Here is a 26149-nt window from a genome sequence, read left to right as displayed (position 1 = left end):
TATATATGGGTAATGGTAATCCATGAAAATATAAAATGTTTCTTGGCATGTACATATTGAAATAGTAGGAAAAAAACGGTCATCCAAATGAGTATAACTAAATATTTCCAAACCCTTAACTCCTTACTCCGCTTTTATGCAAGTCATGCTTCTTATTCAAACAATTTAAGTCTTCCATATCTAAATTCCAGACTTTTGGGGTCCTGATAGGATGTTTTCCTCAAACCCTTCACCTTTCCATAATATAGATAGAAAGGTTATCGATGACAAAATCTATCTTTTTCTGATTTACAAAAAACTAGTATCATATTACTATTAAGCAAACAGAATATTAATACTAAGGGGAATTATGTTAAAAAATTATCAATATTATCAAAACAAACACCGATTTATACTGAAGGCTTTCATGGAAATGATATCCTTTTTACTATTAGTTGGGATTTCTGTATCACCTATAAGTTGGAAAGATAATCCCTACGAGATGACATTACAGGTCATTTTAATATCGGGGATGATAATTTCTCTGTTATTTTTCTTAAAAACAGAAGTCAATTTTTATAAAACCCTATTCATTTTCTTAATTACTGTTTATTTTTATAGCAAATTTTGGATATTCCCGGATACTGCCATCATGCTGGCCTTATTTGCTATAGCACCCTTGTTTCCCATTTTTCTCTTTGATAAAATCGGTTTTTATATTGTGGCCACTTTAAATATCATATTAGGTCCCGCTTCCATCTTGATCATTTCAAAAACGGATCTTCAACACACTTATGAATATGTCGCTTTGGATAGTTTCGGCAACACGCTTAATTTCATCGCTATACAAATCATATTGGCATTCGTATTCATAGGAACCAATAATAGGATGGAATCCAATAATGCATTTCATAAGGAAATACAGCAGGCCAAGCAATTGAACTCAGTCGGACAGCTAGCTGCCACCATTGCACATGAGATACGTAATCCGATTACAGTCGTTAAAGGGTTTGCCCAGCTATTAGATCAAGAGAAGGAACTGAATGAAACGGAAAAATTTTATGTACAGACCATGCTTACGGAACTTGAATATACACAAGTGATTATCAATGACTATTTGTCTTTAGCAAAACCGCAAACGGATAATGTACAGGTCATTCCTTTAAATGATGAAATCCAAAAGATTTCCGACCTATTAACCAGTTTTGCCAATAATCGCAACATCGGCTTTCTTCTCGATTTCCGTGACGTCCTGCACATTAACATGAATCCCATCGAGCTTAAACAGATACTGGTCAATATCATGAAAAATGGTATTGAGTCAATGAACAAACCCGGATTCATCAAGGTTGAAACAGAGCAGGAACGCACTATGGCAAAAATACGAATAACGGATACAGGAATAGGCCTATCAAAAGAACAGCTTGAAATACTCGGCACCCCATTTTACTCGCTTAAAGATAGGGGAACCGGTATCGGTCTGACCGTTTGTTATTCCATCGTTCAAAAATACAAAGGGAAAATCGTGGTACAGAGCGAAGTGAACAAAGGAACATCGTTCACCATTTATTTGCCCTTATATAAAGAAATAGATTAAACATACATACCTAATAAGAAAAAGGATGACCACCCATCACCGGGCGGTCATCCTTTTTCAATTAGGCTTTAAAACTATCTTGCCATTTCAGCAAATGATTTTCTAAAAAGCGGACAAATGAGTCTGAGATTTTACCAGCAAGGGCAAAAATGATGATGCCTACGAATACGACGTCCGTTTGCATGAATGAACGGGCATCCTGGATCATGAAGCCCACCCCTCTATCCGCACCGAGCAATTCAGCGACGACCAGGCACATCCAAGCCGCACTTAAGGCTAAACGGATACCAAGTAATATGTTAGGCAATGCTGCCGGAATCATGAGCTTCGTTATTTGTTCCCGACGGCTAAACTCCAAGATTAGGGCAACATCGTAGAGTTTTTTATCCACATTCCGAAGACCCAAAAAAGTTTGTAGATATAGAGGAAAAAAAGCACCTAAAGCAATAAGCAGCACTTTGGATAGTTCACCAAACCCGAACCACATAATGAATAAAGGCGTAATCGCGAGTAAAGGAACCGTTCGTAACATTTGAATGCTTGGGTTAAGATACTCTTCGGATTTTTTTTGCATCCCAACGATGACCCCTAGCAATAAGCCTAAAAAACCACCTAAGGCAAAGCCAAGAAAAGCCCGCGTTAAGCTGATTTGTAAATGCATGCCCATTTCCCCCGACTGGACGAGATCAATGAACGTCATGACGATCAATAAAGGGGATGAGAACAATTGGGCAGGCAGGATGCCAACCGAACCTAATGCTTGCCATGCAATCAACACGACAACGGGAAGGACCGAACCCCGCAATGCCGATTTGGCAAGTTTGGATTGTTTTGTCGTTTCCCTTATGACAAGGTGCTTGTTTTGTGCAACGGTCTGTGTAGACATAATTTTCATCCTTCCTTTTTCAAAAATTCAATTAAATGCTCCAATCTTCCACCTCTACTGGATGATGTTCAAGTTGGGTTAATATGACGGACCTGAATTCCTGGAACGTTTTGCTTGTTCGGGTTCTTGGGTATGGCAAATCAATCGGAACGATAGCTTTAATCCGTCCAGGCTTTGCATCCATGACGACCACCTTCCTCGATAAAAAGATGGATTCATCAATATCATGGGTGACAAGCACCATCGTTGTCTTATTCCTCTCCCATATTTCTAGTAAAGCCTCTTGAAGATGCGTTCGCGTGAATGCATCCAATGCACCGAATGGCTCATCCAGCAATAAAACTTCAGGATTACGCAATAAGGCCCTGGCAATGGCAACACGCTGCGACATTCCTCCGGATAATTGGCGTGGATACGCCTTCTCAAAACCTTTTAGTTTGACAAGTGAAATCAAATCATCCACCCTTTTTCGAATGTCCGGTTTCTTTAATGGAAGGTTACCTGCAATATTCTTCTCCACGTTTAGCCATGGAAATAAGCGATGCTCCTGAAAAATGAAACCACGGTCTTTAGAAGGTCCGCTAACCGTAAGATCCCCTGCCATGATCGTGCCATCAAAGTCTGAATCAAGTCCTGCGATCAACTTTAATAGTGTGCTTTTCCCGCAGCCGCTCGGACCAATGATGGTAACGAACTCACCATTGTTGACGGTCAGATTTAAATGATCCAAAACATGGACACTTCCATTCTCATTCTTAAATGTTTTGCTTACTTGATTAATTTCTAATGTCGCAACCAATCCCCTCACCCTTTCTCAAATAAAAAAATAGAGATCCAGCAATAAGGCACAAATTGTCCCTTTGCTGAATCTCTAGTTAACTAGTCGATTCAATATTTCATTTTATATTAACTTATCGATTATTTATAATCAACACTTAATACCAATTTATTTTATCGGATTAATCGTAAAAAAATAATTGACAGATAATTCTAACAGCTGTTAAGATGCATTCATACACAAATCCGCTTCACACTGGAGCCAATTAAATAAAGGTCATGTGAATCAACTGGACTACCGGAGATTCAATGAAGAGTAACCAAGCAAACTCTTCGTTGAATCTCTTTTTTGTCATTAATCTGACTATCCAGATGTGTATAGCTGTAAAAAAGGAGGGAATTCATGAAGGAATATCGTAAACATCTAACCGCAGTACTACTTGCCTTCATTAGCATCGCTGTATTGGCAGGCTGTAATTCCGATGCCAGCAAAGCTTCCGGGAAAAGTGATCCACTGAAAGTTCATATTGCCTTAAATGGCAAAATGGGACCATTGGTCATTGCAAAGGAAAAGGGATTGTTCAACGAAGAGTTTTCTAAACTGGATGCCCAAATCGAGTGGAGTGAATTCCAGAGTGGTCCCCCGCTTTTGGAATCCCTTGCTTCCAATCGGGTTGATCTGTCTTTTTTAGGGGATGGTGCACTGATTGCCGGCATTGATAAGAATCTGCCATTCGAAGTGATTGCCCAAACAGGCCGGGGTGAGTCATCTGTTCGGATTCTGGCTCAAGCGAAAGGTAACATAAAGCAGATTGAAGACTTAAAGGGGAAAACGGTCGGTGTTGCTTCGGGGACAACGGGGCATGTGTATTTAATCAAGGCGTTGAAAGCCCATGGTTTAACGACTGATGACATTAAACTCATCAATTTGCAACCAGATGATGCTCAAGCGGCTTTTGAAACCAAAAAATTGGACGCCTGGGCAATATGGAACCCCTATTACCTTAATAATATTGAAAAAGGGAATGCTGTCGCACTTAAAGTAAAAGGAAAAATATTAGCTCCTGGTGCAATCATTGCACGTAACGGCTTTGCCGAAGAGCATCCTGAAATTGTCGAGGCCTATTTAAAGGTTTATAAAAAAGCTGCCGATTGGCAAATTGAGAATCCAGATGAAGCATCTGAAATTTATTCGAAAGAAACTAAATTGCCTGTGAGCACGGTAAAGACAATAATAACGGCCGAAGAACCAAATATCTTCTTTACCGAAGATGCCATCAAAGCACAACAAGAATCCATCGATACTTTAGCTGGTGTGGGTTATATCAAGAAATCATTTAATTTTAAAAATCACATCAACAATGAATACATTGATGAAGCCTTTAAATAATAAAAAAACTAACCATACAGGAGGAGATTGATTATGACGGAAACTAAAACACAACAATTGAAAGTGATACCGGTAGCAGGAAGGATTGGAGCGGAAATTCAAGGAGTGCAATTAAGCGGGGACTTGGATTTACCTATTTTCAATGAAATCAAACAAGCGTTAAACGATCATAAAGTCATATTCTTCAAAGGTCAAAATCATTTGGACGATGCCAGCCAAGAAGCATTTGCCAAACTATTGGGTGAACCTTATGCACATCCTACAGTACCGGTCAAAGACAATACTAACTATATTTTCGAGCTTGACTCCGAACGCGGTGCTAAAGCAAACCATTGGCACACTGATGTCACTTTCGTTCCAGAGGTTCCTAAATACTCTGTTTTAAGAGGGGTAACCATCCCTGATGTCGGCGGAGATACAGTTTGGGCCAATACGAATGAAGCATATGAGGACCTGCCGGATGGATTGAAGAAATTAGCGGACGGACTATGGGCAATCCATACAAATGAATATGATTATGCTCAATTCAAACCAGCCGAAAACATTGATGATGAGGTTAAAAAGAAGTATCGTGATATATTCGAATCGACCATTTATAAAACAAGGCACCCAGTCGTTCATGTGCACGCCGAAACCGGAAAAAGGCATTTGTTATTAGGTGGCTTTGCTGGTAGAGTGGAAGGCTATACAACAAGTGAATCCGAAAGATTATTAAGCATCTTCGATTCATACGTCACGCGCTTAGAAAATACCGTGCGTTGGCAATGGAGTGAAGGCGACGTGGCCATTTGGGATAACCTAGCCACGCAGCATTACGCTATTGCCGATTACGGGGACCAGCACCGCGTCGTTCGCAGGGTCACAGTAGGAAAAGACGTTCCCGTAAACAAGGAGAACGAGTCCAGCAGACTAATTATTAAGAAATAAAACTCCTGTATCGAAGGTAAGCTTCCATTACTTGACTGCCCCATAAGCGAATGAAAACATTCAAACGGCCTTATTGCAGGAAGTTTGAGTGTTTTCTTTATTGAGCAGGACTTGCCAACTCGCCCTTTGGTCTTTTCAGTACTTTCCCCTCATTTAAAATTAACTTCAATGAATTCAACCTCTTCTGCCCGACTTAATGTTCCATGGGCTTTTCCAACGGTGCCTTCTTTGTCTTCCCAAAAGAAGTTATGGTCCTGAACGATCGTGCTAAAATCAAAGTCTCGCCACCGGGCAGCGATGGACAGCAATCGATCTCTATGCTGAAAATCACTTGAATCAACTATTTTATAAACTTCTTCTATAATCTTAGGGGACATCGGTATAGCTCCCCATTTATCTTGCGAGCGAACCTTTTGATGAGTCATTTTATGCATGACGTCCATGACTTCCGTTTCGGTTGAGCCTTCATCAAGTCCTGTTTCAAATTCAATCCCAGCATATATCGCTGTTTTCGCTTCAAGTTCCGCCGCTTTAGCTTTCGCTTCCCTTTGGGCTTCGATTTTTTCATCTTCTCTTTCTCTTTCAATTTGTTCTTTGGCTTCCCTGGCTTCCATTACCTGTTGAGCTTTTTCGTACTCATTGGAGTTCTCCATGATTTTAAAGGAAGCAACCCCCACCCCGAATAATGCAACAGCAGAGATTCCACTAATAAGTAAAACCTTTTGCGTTTTCTTCATAAAAACTTCCTCCAAGATTGATAATGTCAGATACTATTTATTTTAACATATTGAATGGATGGACTATCCAGAAAAGGAACACATCCCCCTCTCATTCTTCAATAAAAATTACATAGTTTCAGATATCGATAATTACCCAACATCCCATTCTATTTTTTGAAGAAGATTTATTCGTCACTTATTGCATGCTGGATGACACATATAATGCAGCAACAGTCGACAAGAAAAATTGATAATACCGGGTGCCGGGCATTGTGAAGCTGAGGTAGTGGATTTGGAATAGTATTGGAATAAGGTATGGGGGTTTGTGGATAAATAGATGGAGTAATGTAAAAAGGTAAAAAAGAAACTGCCAATCTAATATCGGCAGTTTCTTTTCGTTTTCGTACAGCCGGCGTCTTTATCAGAATTAATTATCCTGAACGATTATTTCATCGATTATACCGTAATCCTTCGCCTCATTTGCACTTAAGAAGTAATCGCGATCTGTGTCCTTCGCCACCTTTTCGATAGGCTGACCGGTCCTTTCGGAGATGATTTGATTGATATGATCCTTTAGCTTCAAAATCCTTCGGGCAGAAATTTCGATTTCCGTTGCTTGCCCCCTCGCCCCACCAAGCGGTTGATGAAGCATGATTTCACTATTTGGCAAAGCGCACCTTTTCCCTTTCGTACCCGCCAATAAAAGCATGGCACCGAATGATGCGGCCATCCCCGTACATACAGTCCGGATATCAGGCTTAATATATTGCATCGTATCATAAATGGCGAAACCGGCACTGGTCGATCCCCCCGGACTGTTTATGAAGATGGTAATTTCTTTATCAGGTGCATCTGCTGCCAAGAATAACAATTGGGCTACCACACTATTGGCTAAATGATCGGTGATCTCTTCCCCAATCATGATGATACGGTCTTTTAGAAGTCTGGAATAAATATCGTACGAGCGCTCACCTTTGCTGGATTGCTCAATTACATATGGAATGGTGGTCATATCTCTTCTTCCTCCTAACAATAATATTGGCTATGCAGCCATTGAGAGTGTGTTTGAAGGAGTGAAGCTTGATTTGGAAAGATTCGAACGATTCATCAGTTTAGGAATCATCGACTCACTGTTCAGGGATTTGAAAGATGGGATGCTTCTAATGAGGATATCCGGATTTTGGGCTTTTAAAGCCTGTGTCATCAGGGAGATGAGCCGCTGCTCCTCCTCATCCTGCCAATCTTCCACGCAAGACAACCTACGATCTTCAACGTCATTCTCAAAACGCTTCTTCACACGGTTCAAGATTGCCTTTACAGCCGTTTCCGTGGTGTTCAAGTAATCTGAGATTTCTTTTGACCGGTAGAGGAATCCTTCCTTTAATATGAACACTACAGCTTGTTTCGGGGTAAGGGATTTTATTATATATTCAACCGTTTCAAAGACATTTCCCCCAACTGCCCCCAGTTGTTCGGTATCCAACAGATCGTCTAAAGATTCTTTTTTCCTTTTTCGTATCGTATCAATCCAGGAATGTCGGGCTATCGTCTTCAATAAAGCTGTTGTTATCACCGTTTTCTTCCCATAGCCCTGCATTGCCTTCAATATCGTTTCCTGAGCCAAATCATCCCCATCCCAATTATTTTGGGTCAGGAATCGGCAAAACCGAATCAATTCAGGATAAACTTCACGCAAAATTGCACCGTTATCCCTTTCTTTAGCAATATCTTCCCTCAACTTATTTATCATTTTTCTCACTCCTTCAACACCCTCTATCCTCTAAACGTTTCAGAAAGAGAAAAAGATATGGGGGTGAAAAATTTCCCTTCATGCTTCATTATATTCTATTCCATTTTTTCCATTGGATTTCCTTTCATACTAAAAACCTGTTTGGTTAGGATCCAAACAGGCTAATATATGGCCTCCCCCGCTGTGTACCCGGTTCGTCACCAATCATTTCAGTGTAGACCTTATTTTCGAAAACAATTATTATTCCCGTGCATTCCGCTCCATTCCAATAAGCCAGCCAGACGCTTGGATGTGACGTACCTGATGTCCTTGGTGTGAATCCTGAATTCGATCCATAGGAACTCTGCTGCTATTCCAAGTGTTCAATGCATTCGACCGTGTATTCGCTAGGTTCCATTTCGTTTACTTCCATACCAAACCAACTGGAGGAGCGACTCTCATTAGCGCTATCTTTACAATAGTTCACCATAGAACCTGCTGGAATTTCTTCAGACTCTTGATCGCTCATCTCTTCAAAATTCACCGACCGCTCGTTATGACGCTCGCTGTCTGACTTTTCATTATCCAGGTCTGCGAACATGAACATGCAGTAAAAAACCAAAACCATAATTGCCATGGTAATCAACCTTGACATTATAGGCATTAATTTTTTCAATATAGCCAAAACTCTCTTCATGGTGGTTTCCCCAATCCTGCTAAAGCATATAAATTCAGAATGAATTAATTCATCTATTAAATATCCATCAATAACACTAGTTTAGAAAAATATTACTATTTTCATTATATCAAGTTCCAGAAGTTTTTTATTGCTTTTATCCAATAAACAACTAAAAATACACCGAACCCTTTATAAAATGGACAGTCCAAAAAATATCAATATCCCCCTCAAATTGACTTCCCTCCTTTTTCAGTGTTACTCTTAAAAGTATACATTCAAAATACTGATTTCATTGGCGTAAATTAAGGGTGATCACTTTGCCAAAAGAACATTTAATAGACGTGCAACCAATCAGATCATCGGAAAAATTAGATGATATGAAATGGTCATTGAAAAGACATTGCAGCGAGAGAGACTACATATTGTTCTTGTTAGGCATCAATACCGGATTACGGGTGACTGATCTATTATCACTGAAGATAACGGACATTAAAGGAAAGTTTGAGGTCATCATCGAGGAAGGGAAAACAAAAAGGCCAAGAATGATACAGCTTAACAATGTCTGTAATGAATTGGCCGCCTATATAGCCACCATTGATGGTGAATGGCTATTCCCCTCACGCAAGGGCGATAAGCCAATAAGTAAGATACAAGCTTACAGGCAGCTTAATAAAGCAGCGGACATGGTGGACATCGAGGGCGTCGGTACACATACCATGCGGAAAACATTCGGTTACTGGCACTATAAACGAAGTAAGAATCTTGCTGAGCTACAAATGATCCTTAACCATTCACATCCTGTAATTACACTTAAGTACATTGGGATTGCTGATGAAGGGACAGAGGACAGCTTAAATGACTTTACACTATGGGAGGACGGAAGAAATGTCATTGACTGAATACAATGCAAAATATGAATCTATCATTCGCAGCAATATTTCCGACAGACAAAAGGCATTGAAGTTAGCTGATCTAATGACCGATATTGAAGACCAGCTAAAAAATGAAATCGGGGAACATCGAAATAAAGAGGTAAATGCTTTATATAAAAAAGTATCTCTTTTCTCCAACTTGTTATGAAATAGTCCTAAGACCTTGCCCTTATGTGCAGAGGTCTTTTTTTGCCTTGAAAGTAAATGATATGTTTCCTTAAGGCATTACACTGAACTCATTTAACTTCCGACTGACTCGGTACTGGTTTTAAAGTTTACAAATTAAACATACTTAAGGAATACTTTTTCGCCATCATTTCCAAGATTTTTATCCCTGCAACGCTGTTCCCCTTCTCATCCAGCGCTGCACCATAAATTCCAATCCCGCATTTTCCGGGGACGGCCCCCATGATTCCCCCTGACACACCGCTTTTAGCTGGTATGCCAACATTAATGGCAAATTCACCTGATGCGTTATACATGCCGCAGGTAACCATGAATGTCTTGCAAATACGGGCAATGTCCCCGGGGATGATTTGCCTTCCCGTCAGCAAATCTTTCCCATTCATGGCCAGCACACAGCCTATCCTCGCTAAATCCTGACTGTCCATTTCAATGGCACACTGCTTCGAATACAATTCGATTAACTCCTCCACATCCTCATTTATTACATGATGCTGCTTTAAAAAATAGCTTAACGACCTATTCAAGTCTGCTGTATTATATTCTGACCGGGCAACATCTTCATTAAAGCCGATATTCGGATTTTGCGTCAACTCCCGGATAAAATGTAAAATACGTTCAAATCGCTCGGTTACACTGGCACCCTCAATCATGTGGGTCACAGTCAATGCTCCTGCATTGATCATGGGGTTTAACGGTTTGGATGGCTTGTTTGTCTCTAACTTGGCAATCGAATTAAAAGGATCGCCAGTTGGTTCTTTTCCTACATAGGAAAAAACATAATCCTCCCCTTTTTCCATTAATACAAGAGCAAGTGTCAAAACTTTTGATATGCTTTGCAGGGTCATTTTACCTCTTACATCACCCGCACAATATCCTTTCCCGTCAGGATAGTAAATAGCAACAGACAAATCCCCAGGATTCGCCTTTTCAAGAGCCGGTATATAGTCTGCCACTGTTCCGTTACTCGTATATTTTTTTGCCTCATCAACCAGTTGCTGTAATTCGTCATTGGACCTGCATTGACATCCCATATTGTTCACAATTTTCCGCCCCTTAGAAAATATGTTTTGTGAAGTGTTCCTAGATATTGTTTTTTTATTTATTGCCATATTTCATCGATATTATTTATTAAAACTGCGAAGCGGCTACTTTCCTGGTCTTGGTTTTCTTAAATAATAATTCTTTATAGAAATTTTTAAATGCTTCTTATTGATACTAATTAGCCCTTTGTAAGGTACAACCATACTTCCCTAATCTGGTTCTGAATTATTTTCGTCTTGTTTAAGAAAAGAAAAAAGACCTCACACTATTGTTGAGATCTTGATTTTAATGCTGCGGTGGAATCAAATAAGGTTCATCTTTTTTTGTTATGTGTATATATTCTAAGTTAATCATCCAATTCTTCAACTCTTAAACCTTCAATACCCATAATTTTTGAAGCTTCGGTTTCATTCTCAGGGAAAATGAAGCATTGTTTTTCATGCGAAGAAGTAGCCAGCCAGACCTTTCCTTGTTTAAAAAAAGACAAATCCTCAGGCAAATTAGGCATTTCCCACTGAAAAAGAGATTTTGCAATCATTTTTATTATTGATTTTGCATTCCCATCAGCATAAAAATAATAAACATTTGCAGTTTGATTATCACCAAGAGTTGTACTAGCCCATGTTGATTCGCTTCTCATTTCTTTTAATGATGCTTTGAACATATTTATGATTTCCTCTAAGTCTTTTATTGCACCCATATCGGTTCTAATAACTAGATGAAATTCATCACATACTTCAAAGCATAAATCAATTAGTTCCTGATAAACTCTATTTTTTGGATCCCTTTCAACGCTTAACATCTTGTCCCCCTATTTATATATCAAGTATTTGCACTGCCATAGAACGCATGTGCACCCTCAATCCGAATACCTTTACCATTTCTGTCGTATCCAGAGAGTGGATGATTGTGCCAAACCATGTTCTTTCCATTTGAAACGCTGATGATAACGGGAGTAATGCATCATGTCTCATATGAATTTTCTATCCTCACAATAATGTTCTCCTACGCAGATCGTGATTCAGAATTACTTTGATCTTGAAAAACAACAACAACAACATATATAACAAAGGTCAAGCTGTAAGACACGTGGGCTAACGCCTTGTAAAAAAACAGGGGCAACCTTCTCTGTTCTTTAAAGATTTAATTAAAAAAAGAAGGAATTAGAAGCGATAAGACGGAAATATAGAACATACGAATATTATCGCATAAGAAGCTTTCATATGTATCTCACACTTGATGGAAAGTAGGAAAGGTCATGGGAAAATCAAAAAGTTTACAAGAAATCTATAACGCCAACCGTCCAGAAAATAATGAACTTTTCCGAGCGATACAACAGCAGCTACAACTGAAGTATCCAGACAAACGAATGACAGCTACGAGAACCATGCAAATAATTGTGGCTGATAGTGTTTCATCTGGAGAGCTGCGGAATGTGGAAGCCCGCCTTCTGTACAGTTTATAAGAATCTGCTGTTTCATAAACCGTTTAAAAGTTTCGAACACAGAAACGAATTCATCATTGAAAGAAATTCTGAAAAAAATGGCCCATTTGTTGAATAAAGTAAATGGATGAAGTATATAATCCATTTGGTTATGATCGAGCCTGAGACCTAACGATCGAGCTTGAATCAACATGGTACATATAATTTGGGTCGTTTCGTAAACAAACTTCATTCTTTCGCCTACTTCGTGCGCCCTGTGCAATGATTTTTGCCTTTGGAAAAGTCTCAGATATTTTATTACTCAATTTCAATATATACCTACTTTCAACTGGTGAGTAAAAATGCTCAAAAGATAAAGATTGACAACATTTTTAGAGTGACTCATACTAGTAATGACTCAGGTGACAGAATATTATGAATAGTGGAGGGGTAATTATGAATAAGATTTTCGTTCCTAACGCAATCGCCACTTTAACAAGGCTTTTCTACAGTTCGACTACAACGAATGAGTATTTAGCTATGAGAACCGCCCAATTCTACATTGAAGACCTGAAGTTACTGCAAGACGTGGAGGCTGTTGCCTTGGCGATCGAAAATCAAAATGCTTTCGCATTAATGTCTAAATTCAAATTATTTGATTATAAGGCTGCTGAAAAAATTGAAATCGCACTCTCCGCTTCTGGCTATACCGAAGCAGACTTGAATGCTATGAATATTGAATTCTAAATCATTTATCAAAGTTAACGAAACGAATGGCAGAGTTAATACTCTTTGACCCATTCGTTTTTATTTAATCATAAGGTCAACTTTCTTTATGCCTATCATCTGTGGCAAATAATTCACATTCAACATCGGATACTTTTTTATATTTTTTGATCTGTGAAGAAAAATCAAGAAACTCCTTACTTACTCACAGACTCGAATTAATTGACCTACTTTAATAAACTGTTTGCACACTACCCCGCATAAATTATTTGTACATATTTTATAATGCTGATAAACAACTAAAAGCTCCAATCCACCCTAAAAAACGAAAACAATACAAATGGATACCCTAATGAAAAAAAGAACTTAGAAAGAAAATGCTTAGGATGAGTGGAAGAATCAGAATCATTTTTCTCATACTGATCCTATCCACAAACCATCCTGCCGGGAGACTTGCTACTGATTCCCGCATATAAAGCACAGCTGGCACCCAGCCCACCTGCGCTTTAGATAAGTAAAGACATCACTGATAAAAGGCGCGAAAGGACCCATCCCTCTGCCGACAAAAGCAATCATCTCACATACCTCCAGTAAGAGTTAGGTAGATTAAAAGCTTATAATGAACTTTTGCCGCCTGTATTGCCTTTCCACTTATATAGGGAATAAATGGAATAACAAAAGACACTAAACGAATAAAGGAAATCGTAACGGAGGAATGGATTACGATAGTATTTACCCTCCACGGCATTTTCCAATTTTTTCATAGGAACACTTGTCCTCATATTTTGAATTTGCATCCTTGTTTCTTCCTATTATATATAAAATTAAAAAAATTCATCCTATACAGACTGTGATCATTCAGGAACACATTTTTCTTCTGGGACATCCGCCTTCGTTTACCATGGCATTCCAATCACCACAAATAGGAGCCACGCGAGTCCTGGTCCAAATGCGATGAAGACTCCAGTAGTGAGCAAAAGCTGTCTGAAAAAAACCCTTTCTTTTATACCTTGTACATTCGCAAGTAATAGTGCTCCAGCTGAGGAAAGTGGACTTAAGTCAACAATGCTGGCTGAAGCAGAGACCGCTGAAATTATATTGTTAGCTGAAAGAGTAGGATCCTGTAAGATTGGAGTCGCAATTGGAATAACAGATGCTAGGAAACCCGTTGTCGAGGCAAAGGCTGATACAAATCCACCTACGTATGAAACCGCAAGAGTTGCCATCAGAGGGTTACCCATATTCGCTATAAGCCCGGTCACATAGGATATAACTCCAATTTTCTCCATAACCCCTACGTATGTGACAATTCCCACAACTAAAAATATTACCCCCCAAGGCATTTCTTTAAGAATCCCATCTTGTTTGCTAGGGGCTATCAAAGCCAGTATTAAACCTACTATAATCGCTGCAAAACCAATATTTACATCGAACCCAAGAGATAAGACGCCTAAGACGCCAATAGCCGCAAGACAGGCTCCTTTATATAAATCTAAACCACTTTCTCGTTTTTCTGCAAGTTCATTCCCGTCCGGTTGGATGATTTCTGCGGTAGCCGCTATGTAATCAATAGCAGTCCGCTTTTTAAAAAAGCGAAGCCCGCCAAACATGATGAATGCTATTAGCGCAACCAGTCCAAAATAAATGAAGCAGTTAACTAAGAGCAACGCCGGGGAAAATGATATATCTCGAGATTGCATTCCACCGTTGACAATTACGCCAAAGACATTTAGAGGTGAGAAGGAACCAGCCTGCATCCCCATAATAATCATTATACTCATCATAAGGGGATTGATTTTGTGTTTGTAAGCTATTTTTAATGCAATTGGGGCAACAAGAGTAACAACTGCAATCCCATAAGTACCAACGCCTGCCAATACCGCACTCAACAAGAACATGAGCCATGGTGTCAGACTGACCTTACCTTTGACTAAACGGAGACCCGAGTCAGCGATTAAGTCAATGACCCCACTTTTTTGGATAATGGTGAACAAATAAGTGATCCCTGCCATAATGATAAATAGTTCCGCTGGAAAGATGCTATAAATTTCATCCATGCTAAGCCCGCTTATTTGAGTACCGACAATATATGCTGCGACTAATCCCAAAACACCGATATTGATCGGTAAGCTTGCACCAACGACAAATATAATCAGAAGCACAATGATTGCAATTATTTCTAAGCTCATGTAATCCCCCTAAATTTTATAATCAAAAGAATTTGTGTACAGATCGGTTATGGTTATACCACTCGCATCACCAAGAAAAAATCAATGGAATAAGCCTCCTTAAGCAACACAAATCTCCCCATCGATCGTTGATTCAAACATACGTTTATCTAACTCTTATGAAGTCCGTTGATAGACTACGTTCATCATTTCTGTATGATTACGAAAGTTTAGATTGTACATATCATCGATACCCCACTGTAACAACATTCTGGTCGATACCACTCCTGTTTTAAACGTGTTTTTTCCTATCTTAATAGATACTTCATTACGCATCTACAGTATGAGATGGATTCTAATGATGAATGTTGAGGCTCAAAAGTCATAAGCACATTTCCGCTGCCCTAAGATTGACCATAGCCATAATAATCACTCTTTTTACTCTCTTCCAACACACCTAGCAGTGCTGCCTGGTGAGGGCAACTGATTCTACACCGCCATTTTTCTGAGGCAGCATGTTCCACGCTGATGAAAGGTCATTGTTGTGTAAATAGTCTAGGAATTGACGGTCAAGAGCCTGCTTAGACAAGGTTGGCATTGCTTTCCGGTCCCCTTACTGGGTTATGAGAAAGAGCACCGCTATTATAAACATGATACGTTTATCGCTTTTTAAGTAAAACTTTTCCTATTTGTTGGGCCCAAGCATACGTCTCTTCTAAACTAGCTGCCCATGTCACTGAAAGATCAACAGGGATATCCGATTTTGGAATAAGTTGTAGAATAGGAGGCGGTTGTACCGTGATTCCATACGTATTACAGCTATGACAGGACGGCTTGCCTCTGTGTGCTAAAATCAGAGCACCCCTCATCATGCCAAATAAGGAATAACTGCCGACTGCCCTGCCTGAATGGAAGTTAATACTTACTCTTCCATCATCCAAGGCAAACCCACACCATTCATCGCAAAAACATACCCGGCGGCGATTGCATAAAAACACCAAAAAGCAAGAAAATGAAAGCGGTTAAATTTACTGGCAGCCATGATACCCGGAGCAACTGCACTACGCATTTTATGCCACCCATCACTAAAAAAATATCTGTCTCGAATGTATTTTCCAAGTTCCAATATAGGAACTTGGAAAGGTCTGAAAAATCAGATAAATAGGATTGGAATAGTTCAACAAATTATCTTTCATTTCATTACCCACTTAGGGTCTCCCAGATATATAGTTTCGAAAAGATACATAGGTATATATACTACTGGAACTAACCTTTTTTTTCAAGACTCTTTGCCTGCATATTCTTAGGGATGATTAGTTTTTCACAATAGCTTTATTGAAAACAGGTTTATCTTGTAATCTAAGTTCAAAATCTAAATGAGCCGTATAATAATCATTTTTCAAGCCTTTTTTTGCACCGGAATGCTTATCTAACTTCGTAATTAAGCTTCCGCGAACCCCTTGTGCAACATCATTTTCTATATATTGATCGCCTTCAAAATATATTTGTGTTACTAATCTATCGCCATTTTCCGGTTGGAATAAGAGGTGCAAATGTGCTGGACGAAATGAATGATGATCAATCCACTTTAAGAACTGACCAGAAGGTCCATCTGTTGGAATTGAATAATTACCCGGTACGACTGTTTTAATTTCAAAATTACCATTCGCATCCGTATAAAAAACACCGCGTAAATTATTATCTGGAATACCTCCAGCGAAGTATGAGTATTCACCATTTGCATCCGCCTGCCATATATCGATTTTTGTATTTGCTAACGGATTTCCATTTACATCTTTCACAGATCCCGAAAAGTAAAGAGCGTCACCTGGTTCATTTTCACGTTGTGTCAGGACTCCTGGATTTTGAACGACCGGCGTATTTTCAATGTAATAAGGTCCAAGAATAGTAGGTTCCGTCCCTTTTACATTTTTATACATTTCTTGAAGTGCATGTGTTTCAAAGAAAACATCCATAAACAAAGGAATTTCTCCGGCCCTGCCTAATTGATCCATCCAATCAACAAGAGCCTGATAGTCATTATGATCAATTTCGTATTCACTAACTAATTCCTTGAATTTAACTACCAATCCACTGTAAACGTCAATTACTTTTTGATTTTTCATTCCTCTTCCCCCAATTTATGTTCAATTTATATAAGTATTTTCAAAATTAGTTGTAATTCCTTACCCATTGCACTTAGGAGGTAATTATGCTTACCAGATTAATATATACATTTTGTTCATTCGGTTCTGGATTTCACTTCTCTACTTTCGTTTCACGTAATCATTCGATTACTGCTGGTTAAATGAATGAGCTGGAAACTAAAAGGAGAGGAAAAGATTTTCACTAAAAAGTTTCCTGCCGAAGAAAAAATCTCTAACCGATTTTCATTTCTTCTGTAAATGCATGGTTTGATATTTTAATCGAATCTGTGGGGCACCCATCAAGAGCATCATCAAAATCATCCATCAACTCATCTGGTATTTCACAATTACCTTGATTTTCGTCCAGGATCACGTAAGCTATCCCTTCATCGTTATAATCAAAAATTTCTGGTGCAGCTGCTCCACATGCCCCACACGCGATACAGGTGTCTTGATCTATCCGTGTGAATTTCGTCATATTAAAGACCTCCATAAATCCAAATTAGCGTTTAAACTCGCACTTTATCTTTTTTGTTTTCCATTAAGCTCGTACTATGCAATGGCTGCACTTTAGCTGAAGGTTCTACATAAACTTTTGCATTGCTAACTGCAGTAGCTGCTTCACCAAACCCAGTCGTAATCAATCCTATTTTTCCCTCATACTTACAAATGTCTCCTGCAGCATAAATTCCTTCAATACTGGTTTCCATTTTCGAATTAACTAATATAGAATTGCTTTCAATTACGAGATCCCAATTTTTAATTGGTCCCAATGATGAAACAAATCCATAATTGACTAAAACATCATCAACTTCGAGCTCTATCTCGCCATTCCCTTTAACTTCTTCAAGCACTACTTTTTCCACTTCGTTATCGCCAACTAGACGAATAGGAGCATATGGGGTAACAATATCGACTTTCGATTCCTTAAGCATCGTTACACTATGCTCATGTGCACGGAACTTGTCACGTCGATGGACAAGTGTAACTTTTTCAGCAATCGATTCTAACATTAGCGCCCAATCAACAGCCGAGTCCCCTCCACCAAATACTACCACTCTTTTCCCAGCAAATCGGTTTAAATCATTTACAAAATAATGAACATTCGAACTTTCCTGTTTTTCCGACGCTTTTATCGGTAACTTTCTTGCTTGAAAAGCCCCATTTCCAGCAGTAATAATAATAGCTTTTGAATAATGGGTTTCATTCTCTGTTTTGATCGTAAAGATTCCATCCTTTTTCTCAATCTGCAGAACAGATTGTCCAAGACAAATGGATGTATTATCTTTAAATAGACTCATTTGTTCAATTAAGTTATCTACTAATTCCTGAGCGCGCACTTTTGGATATCCAGCTATATCGTAAATATACTTCTCGGGATATAAAGCAGAAAGCTGTCCTCCCAAGTGAGGCAAACTCTCGATGATTTTAACAGATGCTTGTCTCATCCCTGCATAAAATGCTGTAAATAATCCGACTGGGCCTCCGCCAATAATGGTAATATCTAAAACCTTTTCTTCCATCTCATTTCACCTCCCCTCATTTTGAATTACCGTTTATTCTCAACTGACTCTTTTTTAACCGGCACCTGATAATCCAAATACAACTCTTTTCTTTCTTTTGAGGATTGAATCGCTTTTATGCATATTTCCAAGTTGGCTCTTGCCCACCGACCATCATGAATCGGCTTTACTCCTTTACATACAGCTTCATATAATTCATTTATAACGTTTATCCGTCCGGTCTCTTCCATAGGGATTTGAACCGTATATTTTTCTTCTTCCCCATAAACGAGTAAACCTTCTGGACTTTGCCGGATATCACCCTTTTCACAGCTCACAATGGTTAAGCCAAAAAAAGGATGGTGTTTTTCCGCCTCTTGATAATTTTTGGATCGACTTCCTCCATACCCTGCCGCCACTTTTAAGGCCACCTCATCTTCTGGAGAGTTTGTTTCTTTAATCGTCCTCCGAGCTTGAGCATAAATCCCTAGGTTTGAAAGAGGTCCCCCCTCCCCGATGTCAAACGTTAACTCAGTCGTATGGAAGTGATCGTAACCATTGTATACAGCCGTTGCTGCAATCCCATTTTCGAACTCTAAAAAGACAGTATGGGTCCCTTCTGTCGGCCTTTCCTTATCCGAAATGCCTGTGACTGCCCTTATACTTCTTACCTCTCCACCACCTAATAGCCGAATAATATCAAATTGATGAGAACCTTGACGATATGTCACCCCCCCACCAAGCTCTGTCATTAATTCTTCAGGTGTTCTAGGGCGGTAAATCCAATCGTTGTAATACCAATTGTGAATCATCAATACTCTTCCAAGTTTCCCGCTGTCGATAATTTCCTTCATTTTTTGAATAGGCGGTTCAAAGCTGTGAGAATGACCTACAATAAGGTGAACACCATTTTTTTCAGCAAGTTCAATCATTCTCTCTGCATCTTCTAAAGAAGTTGCTAAAGGTTTTTCTACAATAATATGTTTTTTTGCCTCTGCGGCAATACGAACATGTTCCGTGTGCAGCTCTGTCGGCGTGGCAATGTAGACAGCATCTATATCTGGATTCATACACAATTCATTTATTGTATAATATGTTTTTGAGTTATAATCTTTAGCAAACTTTTCAAGACGTTCTTGATTCCTCGTGGCTACTGCAGCTAAGTTCACATAGGGGTGTGTAAGGATTGCCGGTATCATCGATGCTCCTGCAATCCCTAAACCAACTATTCCAATATTTATACTTTGTTTTTTAAAAGGCATATGTCTCCTCCTTTTCTTTCTTTATTTATCTAGTTTATTTTTCTTGCTCTTTTAATTTTTTCACATAATATTGCCAGACCCATTTAGCATTAAACTTTGTCCCCAAATCAGGTAATTCCGCAATATCTTCTTCGGAAATAGATGGGACTTCTCTACCTGTTTTCCCTACCTCCAATGTAACTTTTGCCAGTGTGTTAAAATTCAACGCATTAATCGTTGCTTCTTCAACCGTTGCGCCCGTAGCTGTAATACCATGCCCCTTCATTAAACAAATATCTTTGTCTCCCATTGTTTCAATCATAGGGGCTGCCAGTTCTGGCCGTGTTACTAAATAAGATCTAGGAAAAACAGGAACACCTTCCAGGGCCATGCGCATTGCTGGTATGTTAAATGCACCAAAAATTGGACGGAACTCCAGGTCGGTAATACCACAAATTAAAGTTGCTGGCGGATGGGCATGAATAACACAGCCAACTTCAGAACGTGATTTCATAATTTCACCATGTATGGAAAGTTCTTTCGGGACATGATACACTCCCTGCAAATCATCTCCTTGACCATCAAAATCCACTTGCCTAATTGATTCAAACGTCGTATATCTAAGCCCTTTTTCCGATTCACCTCGGCAGCGTATAAACATTTCATCAGTTCCCGGAATACGGGCGCTTACGTGACCTAATGTTTCATCCACTAATCCTTCCATTGCTAAAATTCTACAAGATAGGGCTACTTTTTCTCTAAGCTCTTCCAATGAGTCATTCATCCTGCCACCCCTTCTTTTATGATGTAACTAATTCTGGGCCGATTACACGTGCTATCTCGATAATTTCACCTCTCCATGAACACTCTCCGCACCAGCAAAAGTAAGCTGTATCTTCAGAGATCCAATATTCATTCAGGAGACTACCAGCTTTTAATAATGACTCCCCACAATTCGGACAGTATTTCAATTTTATGTTGCACTTTTTCTTCTCCGGCATTTTAAAAACCTCCTACAGGGACAATCAGCCCCTCCCTCTTAACAGAAGGGCTGTTTTATAAATTAACTATTAGAAGAAATCGGTTCACCTTTACAAATTTCAATAATCTCATGTAGGTTTGGCGCATAGCGTGTATTCCAATGAATAGCTACCCCTGACAATAACCCACCCTCACTAAATTTGTCTTCTTCCTGCGGCAATTCAATATACTGATTTTGTTGTGGATCCCGAATTGTACACTTTGGATCTTCCCCATTTTTCAACTTCTTCAACTCTCGTTTCAGCATTTGGCGATACATAATGATCCCTTTATCAGATGTTCCAAGTCGTTCCACAGTTCGATCAGCTACAGGACCTTGCGTAATCCACGCCATCATATCCTGACCATCGATGTAGTCTGTTACAAATTTCCCGTTTTCATCATAAATTGGACATTCATAAGATGATATAGGATAGTTTTCAGGTACTTTGATACCTTCAGCTGGAACAAAACATGTATACCAAAAATGTAATGTATGTGTATCATCTATTGGTACCCGGATTTGGAAAGAGTGTGCTCCACTATCTCCGACTCTCAAGTAATTTGGAAAAACAATGGGGTGGCCGACTGCCCAATCTTCATTTTCTTCTGTTTGCCCTTCTAAAACTCGACGTTTAATAATTCCATAATCAAATTCATCAAATCCAATTTTTAGGTGTCGCTTTGTTATAGGCCATTCATTTTGCGGGCGACCTTGTTGCTCAAATACATGCTCAAAATAATGTCCATGCAACCACTCTAAATGTGTTGGGTCAAGTGAATTTTCCATAATTTGCACCCAATTACATGGTATCTCTGCATATCCAATGGTTCGAATAACATTTTCCTGAACAAATAAATCCCAATTTGGCAATTCAGGAGCAGGTTTAGGACCCATATAACCAAATACTAAACCGCCTAACTCTCTTACTTCATAACCTGAGATCTTGATTCGTTTTTTAAATGTGCTATTTTCCGGCTCATTCGGCTGTTCGACACATTGTCCTGTTTGATCGTATAACCAGCCATGGTATTGACAGCGTAATCCACATTCCTCCGGAATGGCATACTCAAGTGATACCCCACGGTGAGCACAACGATCAGCTACTAAACCAAGATTATTAGATTTATCACGGTATAAAACAAGTTCTTCACCAAGAATTTTTAATTTCTGAATGGTACCGATTTTTTCCACATCTGTACTAATGGCAATGGGGTGCCAATACCTTCTTAAAAGCTCCCCCATCGGCTTTCCAGCTCCAACTTGAATCAAGTCTTCGTTTTGTTCTTTGCTTAACATTTTCATCTCTCCTTCAATAGAAATTAAGTTTATTGAAAATTCATTATGATAATTAATTACTAAATAACCAACCGTATGCGCTTCCAGTTTTTTCACTATTAATAATTATCAGATATTAATTCCCGGATGAATCACCTCTTGTTTTAGTTTTTGTAGTTCTCATTCTAAGGATTTAGTGTTTTCTATACAACTACCATGTTCTCCTATATGCAACACTTGATTTTTTTTTATTATCATTATTAAGTTAATATTTTTATCCCTAATCTTATAGAATAAATTGGAATCTTTCGTTGCACTTGAATCAGTCGGCCATATGCTAAAATCAAATGCAAATCTGCATCAAAACGAAATTCCAAGCGCTAATTTTTTATAGAAAAGGTCATCACTGGCAAGCGTCGCCGACGCCATTATTCGGCTGAATGCACTTTTTTATTGATTTCAGTTATTTTGTGCAATATTGTCTACCAGCTTCATTACCTTTTCCCCAGGTTCTTCAGGTTATTTGAGAAAATATATGAGATTGTCCTAATGCTTCGCTTAGTTTTTAATTAGGAAATTCAAAACTATACAACAGCGTTGTTGATTTATGTGCAACAAAAAATCAAGATGTAGTCGGCACTGTGCAGAGGGCGAAAAAGAAGACGTGGATTATGCTCAAGCATGGCAAACGCTGAACGGTCGATGGAAATAATGACGTTTTAGAGCGTTCAAAGATTTTTGCGCGCAAAAATCCTACAGTGTTAATTCTGCAGAAGCAGATGATCCGGGACAATATTGTCAATCTTGTTGACGGATATTATCCCAATTCTGCGGACGTTATCTCGCAATACTACTAAGAGTATTAAAAAAACCTGTATAGGTGTAGCGGGGCGTTAATCTTGAACGTTGAATTTTGTTTCAATAAACAAGAAGTCAAACAAATTAGATAACAGATAAGCAAAAAAGCATTACCAGCCTCATTAGGGATAGCAATGCTTTTTATTTTCTATTGGTTTTGATCTAATATCCTCAATGCTCCACCTCTAGAGCACCTTTAAAAAAGAGTAACCACCTAAAAAAGGTCTCTCTCCTAACTATAATTATAGCGTAGTCTCTTGTAAGTAACGTTTATAATATACCTAATATTTCCAACAACCCAAATTCTCGGATATATCTTTCGCTGCCTTTATTACTTTTTTAATTAATGCCGGGTTCTGTGGATTCATACGGTGTTCGGGACCTGTAACAGAAACTGAGTAAACCACTTTTCCGGTATAGTCACGTATAGGTGCCGCAATAGATACTACACCATCAAGAAGTTCTTCCGAACTAGTTGCGAATCCCTGTTTTTTGACGAGGTTTAAACATTCACGCAACTGTTCAGGATTAGTAATGGTATTATTCTGGTATCCAAACAATCCATTATCTATTAAATTAAGAATAACATCTTCCGCCCGATGAGCTAATAGAACTTTCCCGGAACTGGTAGCATGAACCGGATTTCTTTTTCCAATATGAGTTAAAATTTGTACAGGATGCTTACAATCCACTTTATATAGATAAACCACATCCGTTCCTTCTAAAACAGCGATATGTGCAGTTTCATTGACTTCATTGACAAGTTCTCTCAAAATAGGCTCAGAGTCTCGATTAATTTCGATATTGTTTGTCACGATGGTATTCATGTTTAAGATAGATAAGCCTAAGCGATACTTGTTTGTTTCAGGATTTTTTACAACAAAGCCTTCACTTGCTAGAGTAGATAATAAGCGACTGACAGTACTTTTTCCTAAATTTAACGAAAGTGCTAAGTCCGTTACTTTTTTTTCCGGCTCATCTATTGTGAAACTCCGCATGATTAGCAGTGCATTCTTCACAGAAGAAAGTAAATAGTTTTTATTTAATTCGTTACCCATAATACCCTTCTCCCCTTATTTTTAAGAACGATTTTGCTTCATCATACCATACACAAAATAATCTGGATTTTTATAAGACAATAAAAACTAAACCACTTAAAACTAAGCCAATGCCTATTAAAGTCTGATAAGTAATACCCTCTTGGTTTTTAAATAGGAAATAGCTCACTGGAGTTACCAAAATTGGAGTTGAGAGTGTAATGAGATTAGCGACAGAAATGGGTATATATCGCATCGATGCAATTACAGAAATTTGAGCAGATATGGTAATAATTCCGCTGCTAACATAGAGCCAAACACCGGTGATATCAGCCTCTTTAAAATGTCGCCAAAAGTCACGTTTACTTTTACTCGTAGCTACATGTAACAAAAATCCAAGTAATGCACCCAATGCTCCCCCTAAAATAGGTTGATCCCAGTTTAAAATCGCAGCTCCCCTTAACACATTACCAATGGCATAGGATAATGAACTTAGTAAAGCCACAAGGATTCCTGATTGTACAAATCCCTTAAAGGACACCTGAGTGAAAGGTTGAAAGTTTATCATTTTGCTTTTTTTAGCTATTTCATTTTTATTTGATCGTTGCGGGATATAAGATACTAATAATAAGCCAAACAGTATCAATAGGATAGAAGATAGTTCCCTTGAACCTAATTGCTCCTTCAAAAATAGCCAAGCAATGATTGTTGTAAATACTGGATTTGTCACTTGGAAAGCACTTGCCCGTGTTGGTCCCAATTTAGCTATCGTTTCAAAGAAAAACCATCTACCCAAATATGTACCAAAGAATCCTGCTATCAAAAAAAGAAAAAAACCTTTTTTATGCCAAGCTAAATCACCAGCATCAAAAAAGATAATTTGAATAAAAAACAGAAAAAACGCAAATAACACATTAACCGCTACCGATATCAGAAACCCGAGATTTAAATTCAATCGGGCAATCGCCAACTTTGTAAGTATGATATTAGCTGAAAACAATATCATTGACAGCAGAGCGAGCATTTCTCCCATTCTTTCCCCCCTTTCTTCTATTATATTTTGTTCATGTATGAATTCATTTGACCTAAAAAATTATACGTTTTGGGTGCATACTCTTTTTACTTTACGGATGAAAGACAACATGGATATCATGCAAAGGGCTTATAACTATTAAGCAAACTACTTCCCTTTTTAATAAAGAGAGAATACGATTGGCAAGTTAATGTGTATATCTTTTAATTTTCTGTACCTGGTTTAGGGTGGAAATCGGTCGCAGAAAAATATTTAGCAGGTTTCATCCTTCCTATTAATATCTTGTCTCCTCTAAAGCGCTTACACAAATTACGAAATTTTTCCACCACAAACGTTAAATAAAATATATACATATTAGAATAATTTTCTACTATTCAAAATTAATGATAAGGGAAACTTGTTCACGATACAACTACCTCGTTCTTATATAAGCAACAAATATTATTATTATTTTTCTTACATTTTTCTGACATCCCACACCAACATATAAATAGTAGAGCAATAAGTTTTATTAGATATTTACCCTTTCAATTGCCTCGAATGCTACTGGAATCTGAGCTGCACTATAATACCGATCACCATGTTCATCGATATGTACAGGTTTCGGGCGAATTCGTTTTTTAATAAAGGATGATCCTGCTCCACGATATTGTTGAGATATTTAACTTGCCTTAGTTGGATACCTTCCGACATCTGTTTTTCTTCTTTTAACTCTTGGATAGCGATAGGATAATCTAGGTTCTTGTCTACTGTTAACACACGCGGCTTAAAAACGTGCGAAAAAGCCAATGCATTCTTAAAAAATAACTTGGCTGCTTGTTTATTTCTTGCTTTACTTATACAATCAAAAAACAATCACCTTATCATAAGGTG

General features: G+C 38.5%; 27 protein-coding genes and 1 pseudogene. 7 read left to right on the top strand and 21 right to left on the bottom strand.

The features are described from left to right. Nucleotides 1-406: 406 nt before the first annotated feature. On the top strand, nt 407-1576 hold the full coding sequence (locus MKX49_RS01955; RefSeq protein ID WP_340874525.1) for a HAMP domain-containing sensor histidine kinase: 1170 nt from the start codon (nt 407-409) through the stop codon (nt 1574-1576). A gap of 61 nt (nt 1577-1637) precedes the next feature. On the opposite strand, the gene MKX49_RS01950 is transcribed toward MKX49_RS01955, so the two are convergent. Together MKX49_RS01950 and MKX49_RS01945 are read right to left on the bottom strand one after the other, a co-directional pair. Further along, nucleotides 1638-2471, bottom strand: coding sequence for an ABC transporter permease (locus MKX49_RS01950; protein WP_048684234.1), 834 nt, complete (start codon nt 2469-2471; stop codon nt 1638-1640). Nucleotides 2472-2493: 22 nt separating this feature from the next. Then, complete coding sequence (locus tag MKX49_RS01945; protein ID WP_340874521.1) at nt 2494-3261, bottom strand: ABC transporter ATP-binding protein; 768 nt, start codon at nt 3259-3261, stop codon at nt 2494-2496. Between the two features lie 381 nt (nt 3262-3642). Here MKX49_RS01945 and MKX49_RS01940 point away from each other — a divergent pair, with 381 nt between their 5' ends. Both MKX49_RS01940 and MKX49_RS01935 read left to right on the top strand, forming a co-directional pair. Further along, entirely contained in the window at nt 3643-4629 is a 987-nt protein-coding gene (locus MKX49_RS01940; RefSeq protein WP_340874519.1) for an ABC transporter substrate-binding protein, read from the top strand. Between the two features lie 33 nt (nt 4630-4662). Beyond that, nucleotides 4663-5556 carry a TauD/TfdA dioxygenase family protein gene (locus MKX49_RS01935; RefSeq protein WP_323598960.1) on the top strand — a complete coding sequence of 298 codons (894 nt, stop codon included), beginning with the start codon at nt 4663-4665 and terminating at the stop codon, nt 5554-5556. 149 nt (nt 5557-5705) lie between these two features. On the opposite strand, the gene MKX49_RS01930 is transcribed toward MKX49_RS01935, so the two are convergent. The 4 genes from MKX49_RS01930 to MKX49_RS01915 all read right to left on the bottom strand — a co-directional run bounded on the left by MKX49_RS01930 (nt 5706) and on the right by MKX49_RS01915 (nt 8701). Continuing rightward, the gene (locus MKX49_RS01930) at nt 5706-6293 is read right to left on the bottom strand and encodes a DUF6241 domain-containing protein (protein WP_340874515.1); all 588 of its coding nucleotides are present in this window, start codon (nt 6291-6293) and stop codon (nt 5706-5708) included. A 409-nt stretch (nt 6294-6702) separates the two neighbouring features. Further along, the gene (clpP, locus tag MKX49_RS01925; protein ID WP_034305312.1) at nt 6703-7287 is read right to left on the bottom strand and encodes an ATP-dependent Clp endopeptidase proteolytic subunit ClpP; all 585 of its coding nucleotides are present in this window, start codon (nt 7285-7287) and stop codon (nt 6703-6705) included. A 30-nt stretch (nt 7288-7317) separates the two neighbouring features. Further along, nucleotides 7318-8025 carry a sigma factor gene (locus tag MKX49_RS01920; protein ID WP_340874512.1) on the bottom strand — a complete coding sequence of 236 codons (708 nt, stop codon included), beginning with the start codon at nt 8023-8025 and terminating at the stop codon, nt 7318-7320. Nucleotides 8026-8374: 349 nt separating this feature from the next. Then, the gene (locus tag MKX49_RS01915) at nt 8375-8701 is read right to left on the bottom strand and encodes a hypothetical protein (RefSeq protein WP_340874510.1); all 327 of its coding nucleotides are present in this window, start codon (nt 8699-8701) and stop codon (nt 8375-8377) included. A gap of 359 nt (nt 8702-9060) precedes the next feature. Between MKX49_RS01915 and MKX49_RS01910 the strand changes: the two genes are divergently transcribed. Then, nucleotides 9061-9582, top strand: coding sequence for a tyrosine-type recombinase/integrase (locus MKX49_RS01910; RefSeq protein ID WP_340878439.1), 522 nt, complete (start codon nt 9061-9063; stop codon nt 9580-9582). Continuing rightward, complete coding sequence (locus tag MKX49_RS01905; protein ID WP_340874507.1) at nt 9569-9763, top strand: hypothetical protein; 195 nt, start codon at nt 9569-9571, stop codon at nt 9761-9763. The genes MKX49_RS01910 and MKX49_RS01905 overlap by 14 nt, the downstream gene beginning before the upstream one ends. Nucleotides 9764-9890: 127 nt before the next feature. On the opposite strand, the gene glsA is transcribed toward MKX49_RS01905, so the two are convergent. Both glsA and MKX49_RS01895 read right to left on the bottom strand, forming a co-directional pair. Beyond that, nucleotides 9891-10832, bottom strand: coding sequence for a glutaminase A (glsA, locus tag MKX49_RS01900; protein ID WP_063596831.1), 942 nt, complete (start codon nt 10830-10832; stop codon nt 9891-9893). 356 nt (nt 10833-11188) lie between these two features. Beyond that, entirely contained in the window at nt 11189-11644 is a 456-nt protein-coding gene (locus MKX49_RS01895) for a stage III sporulation protein AH (RefSeq protein ID WP_336865336.1), read from the bottom strand. Between the two features lie 456 nt (nt 11645-12100). Here MKX49_RS01895 and MKX49_RS01890 point away from each other — a divergent pair, with 456 nt between their 5' ends. After that, entirely contained in the window at nt 12101-12307 is a 207-nt protein-coding gene (locus tag MKX49_RS01890) for a hypothetical protein (protein WP_289348959.1), read from the top strand. A gap of 414 nt (nt 12308-12721) precedes the next feature. Beyond that, a complete protein-coding gene (locus tag MKX49_RS01885; protein WP_034305321.1) occupies nt 12722-13012 on the top strand; it encodes a hypothetical protein in 291 nt (96 codons plus the stop codon). An 875-nt stretch (nt 13013-13887) separates the two neighbouring features. Here the strand turns inward: MKX49_RS01885 and MKX49_RS01880 are convergent. From MKX49_RS01880 to MKX49_RS01820, 13 genes and pseudogenes are all read right to left on the bottom strand, one after another. Continuing rightward, a complete protein-coding gene (locus MKX49_RS01880; protein ID WP_340874503.1) occupies nt 13888-15180 on the bottom strand; it encodes an SLC13 family permease in 1293 nt (430 codons plus the stop codon). 638 nt (nt 15181-15818) lie between these two features. Continuing rightward, nucleotides 15819-16100: a hypothetical protein gene (locus MKX49_RS01875; RefSeq protein ID WP_340874501.1), complete on the bottom strand. Its 282-nt coding sequence runs from the start codon at nt 16098-16100 to the stop codon at nt 15819-15821. Beyond that, a complete protein-coding gene (locus MKX49_RS01870) occupies nt 16082-16228 on the bottom strand; it encodes a hypothetical protein (RefSeq protein WP_340874498.1) in 147 nt (48 codons plus the stop codon). The genes MKX49_RS01875 and MKX49_RS01870 overlap by 19 nt, the downstream gene beginning before the upstream one ends. 244 nt (nt 16229-16472) lie before the next feature. Then, nucleotides 16473-17285 (bottom strand): dioxygenase family protein, encoded by an 813-nt coding sequence (locus tag MKX49_RS01865; protein ID WP_340874496.1) that lies wholly within the window; start codon nt 17283-17285, stop codon nt 16473-16475. A 253-nt stretch (nt 17286-17538) separates the two neighbouring features. Further along, nucleotides 17539-17784 carry a ferredoxin gene (locus MKX49_RS01860; protein ID WP_340874493.1) on the bottom strand — a complete coding sequence of 82 codons (246 nt, stop codon included), beginning with the start codon at nt 17782-17784 and terminating at the stop codon, nt 17539-17541. A gap of 31 nt (nt 17785-17815) precedes the next feature. Further along, the gene (locus MKX49_RS01855) at nt 17816-18829 is read right to left on the bottom strand and encodes an NAD(P)/FAD-dependent oxidoreductase (RefSeq protein ID WP_340874492.1); all 1014 of its coding nucleotides are present in this window, start codon (nt 18827-18829) and stop codon (nt 17816-17818) included. Between the two features lie 26 nt (nt 18830-18855). Continuing rightward, nucleotides 18856-20070, bottom strand: coding sequence for a Gfo/Idh/MocA family protein (locus MKX49_RS01850; RefSeq protein WP_340874489.1), 1215 nt, complete (start codon nt 20068-20070; stop codon nt 18856-18858). A gap of 34 nt (nt 20071-20104) precedes the next feature. Beyond that, on the bottom strand, nt 20105-20833 hold the full coding sequence (locus MKX49_RS01845; RefSeq protein WP_340874487.1) for a class II aldolase/adducin family protein: 729 nt from the start codon (nt 20831-20833) through the stop codon (nt 20105-20107). A gap of 16 nt (nt 20834-20849) precedes the next feature. Beyond that, nucleotides 20850-21050, bottom strand: a complete 201-nt coding sequence (locus MKX49_RS01840; RefSeq protein WP_340874485.1) for a hypothetical protein — start codon at nt 21048-21050, stop codon at nt 20850-20852. Between the two features lie 62 nt (nt 21051-21112). Then, entirely contained in the window at nt 21113-22369 is a 1257-nt protein-coding gene (locus MKX49_RS01835; RefSeq protein WP_340874483.1) for an aromatic ring-hydroxylating dioxygenase subunit alpha, read from the bottom strand. 1118 nt (nt 22370-23487) lie between these two features. After that, complete coding sequence (locus MKX49_RS01830) at nt 23488-24264, bottom strand: IclR family transcriptional regulator (protein ID WP_340874481.1); 777 nt, start codon at nt 24262-24264, stop codon at nt 23488-23490. 70 nt (nt 24265-24334) lie between these two features. After that, nucleotides 24335-25276, bottom strand: coding sequence for a DMT family transporter (locus MKX49_RS01825; protein WP_340874479.1), 942 nt, complete (start codon nt 25274-25276; stop codon nt 24335-24337). Nucleotides 25277-25883: 607 nt separating this feature from the next. Then, nucleotides 25884-26116 (bottom strand): annotated as a pseudogene (locus MKX49_RS01820) (DDE-type integrase/transposase/recombinase); the annotation flags it as partial. Nucleotides 26117-26149: the final 33 nt, after the last annotated feature.

The organism is Peribacillus sp. FSL M8-0224 (assembly GCF_038003055.1).
Taxonomy (GTDB): Bacteria; Bacillota; Bacilli; order Bacillales; family DSM-1321; genus Peribacillus; species Peribacillus frigoritolerans.
Note: the sequence above shows the minus strand (reverse complement) of the source record. Positions and strands in the feature narration are given on the sequence as shown.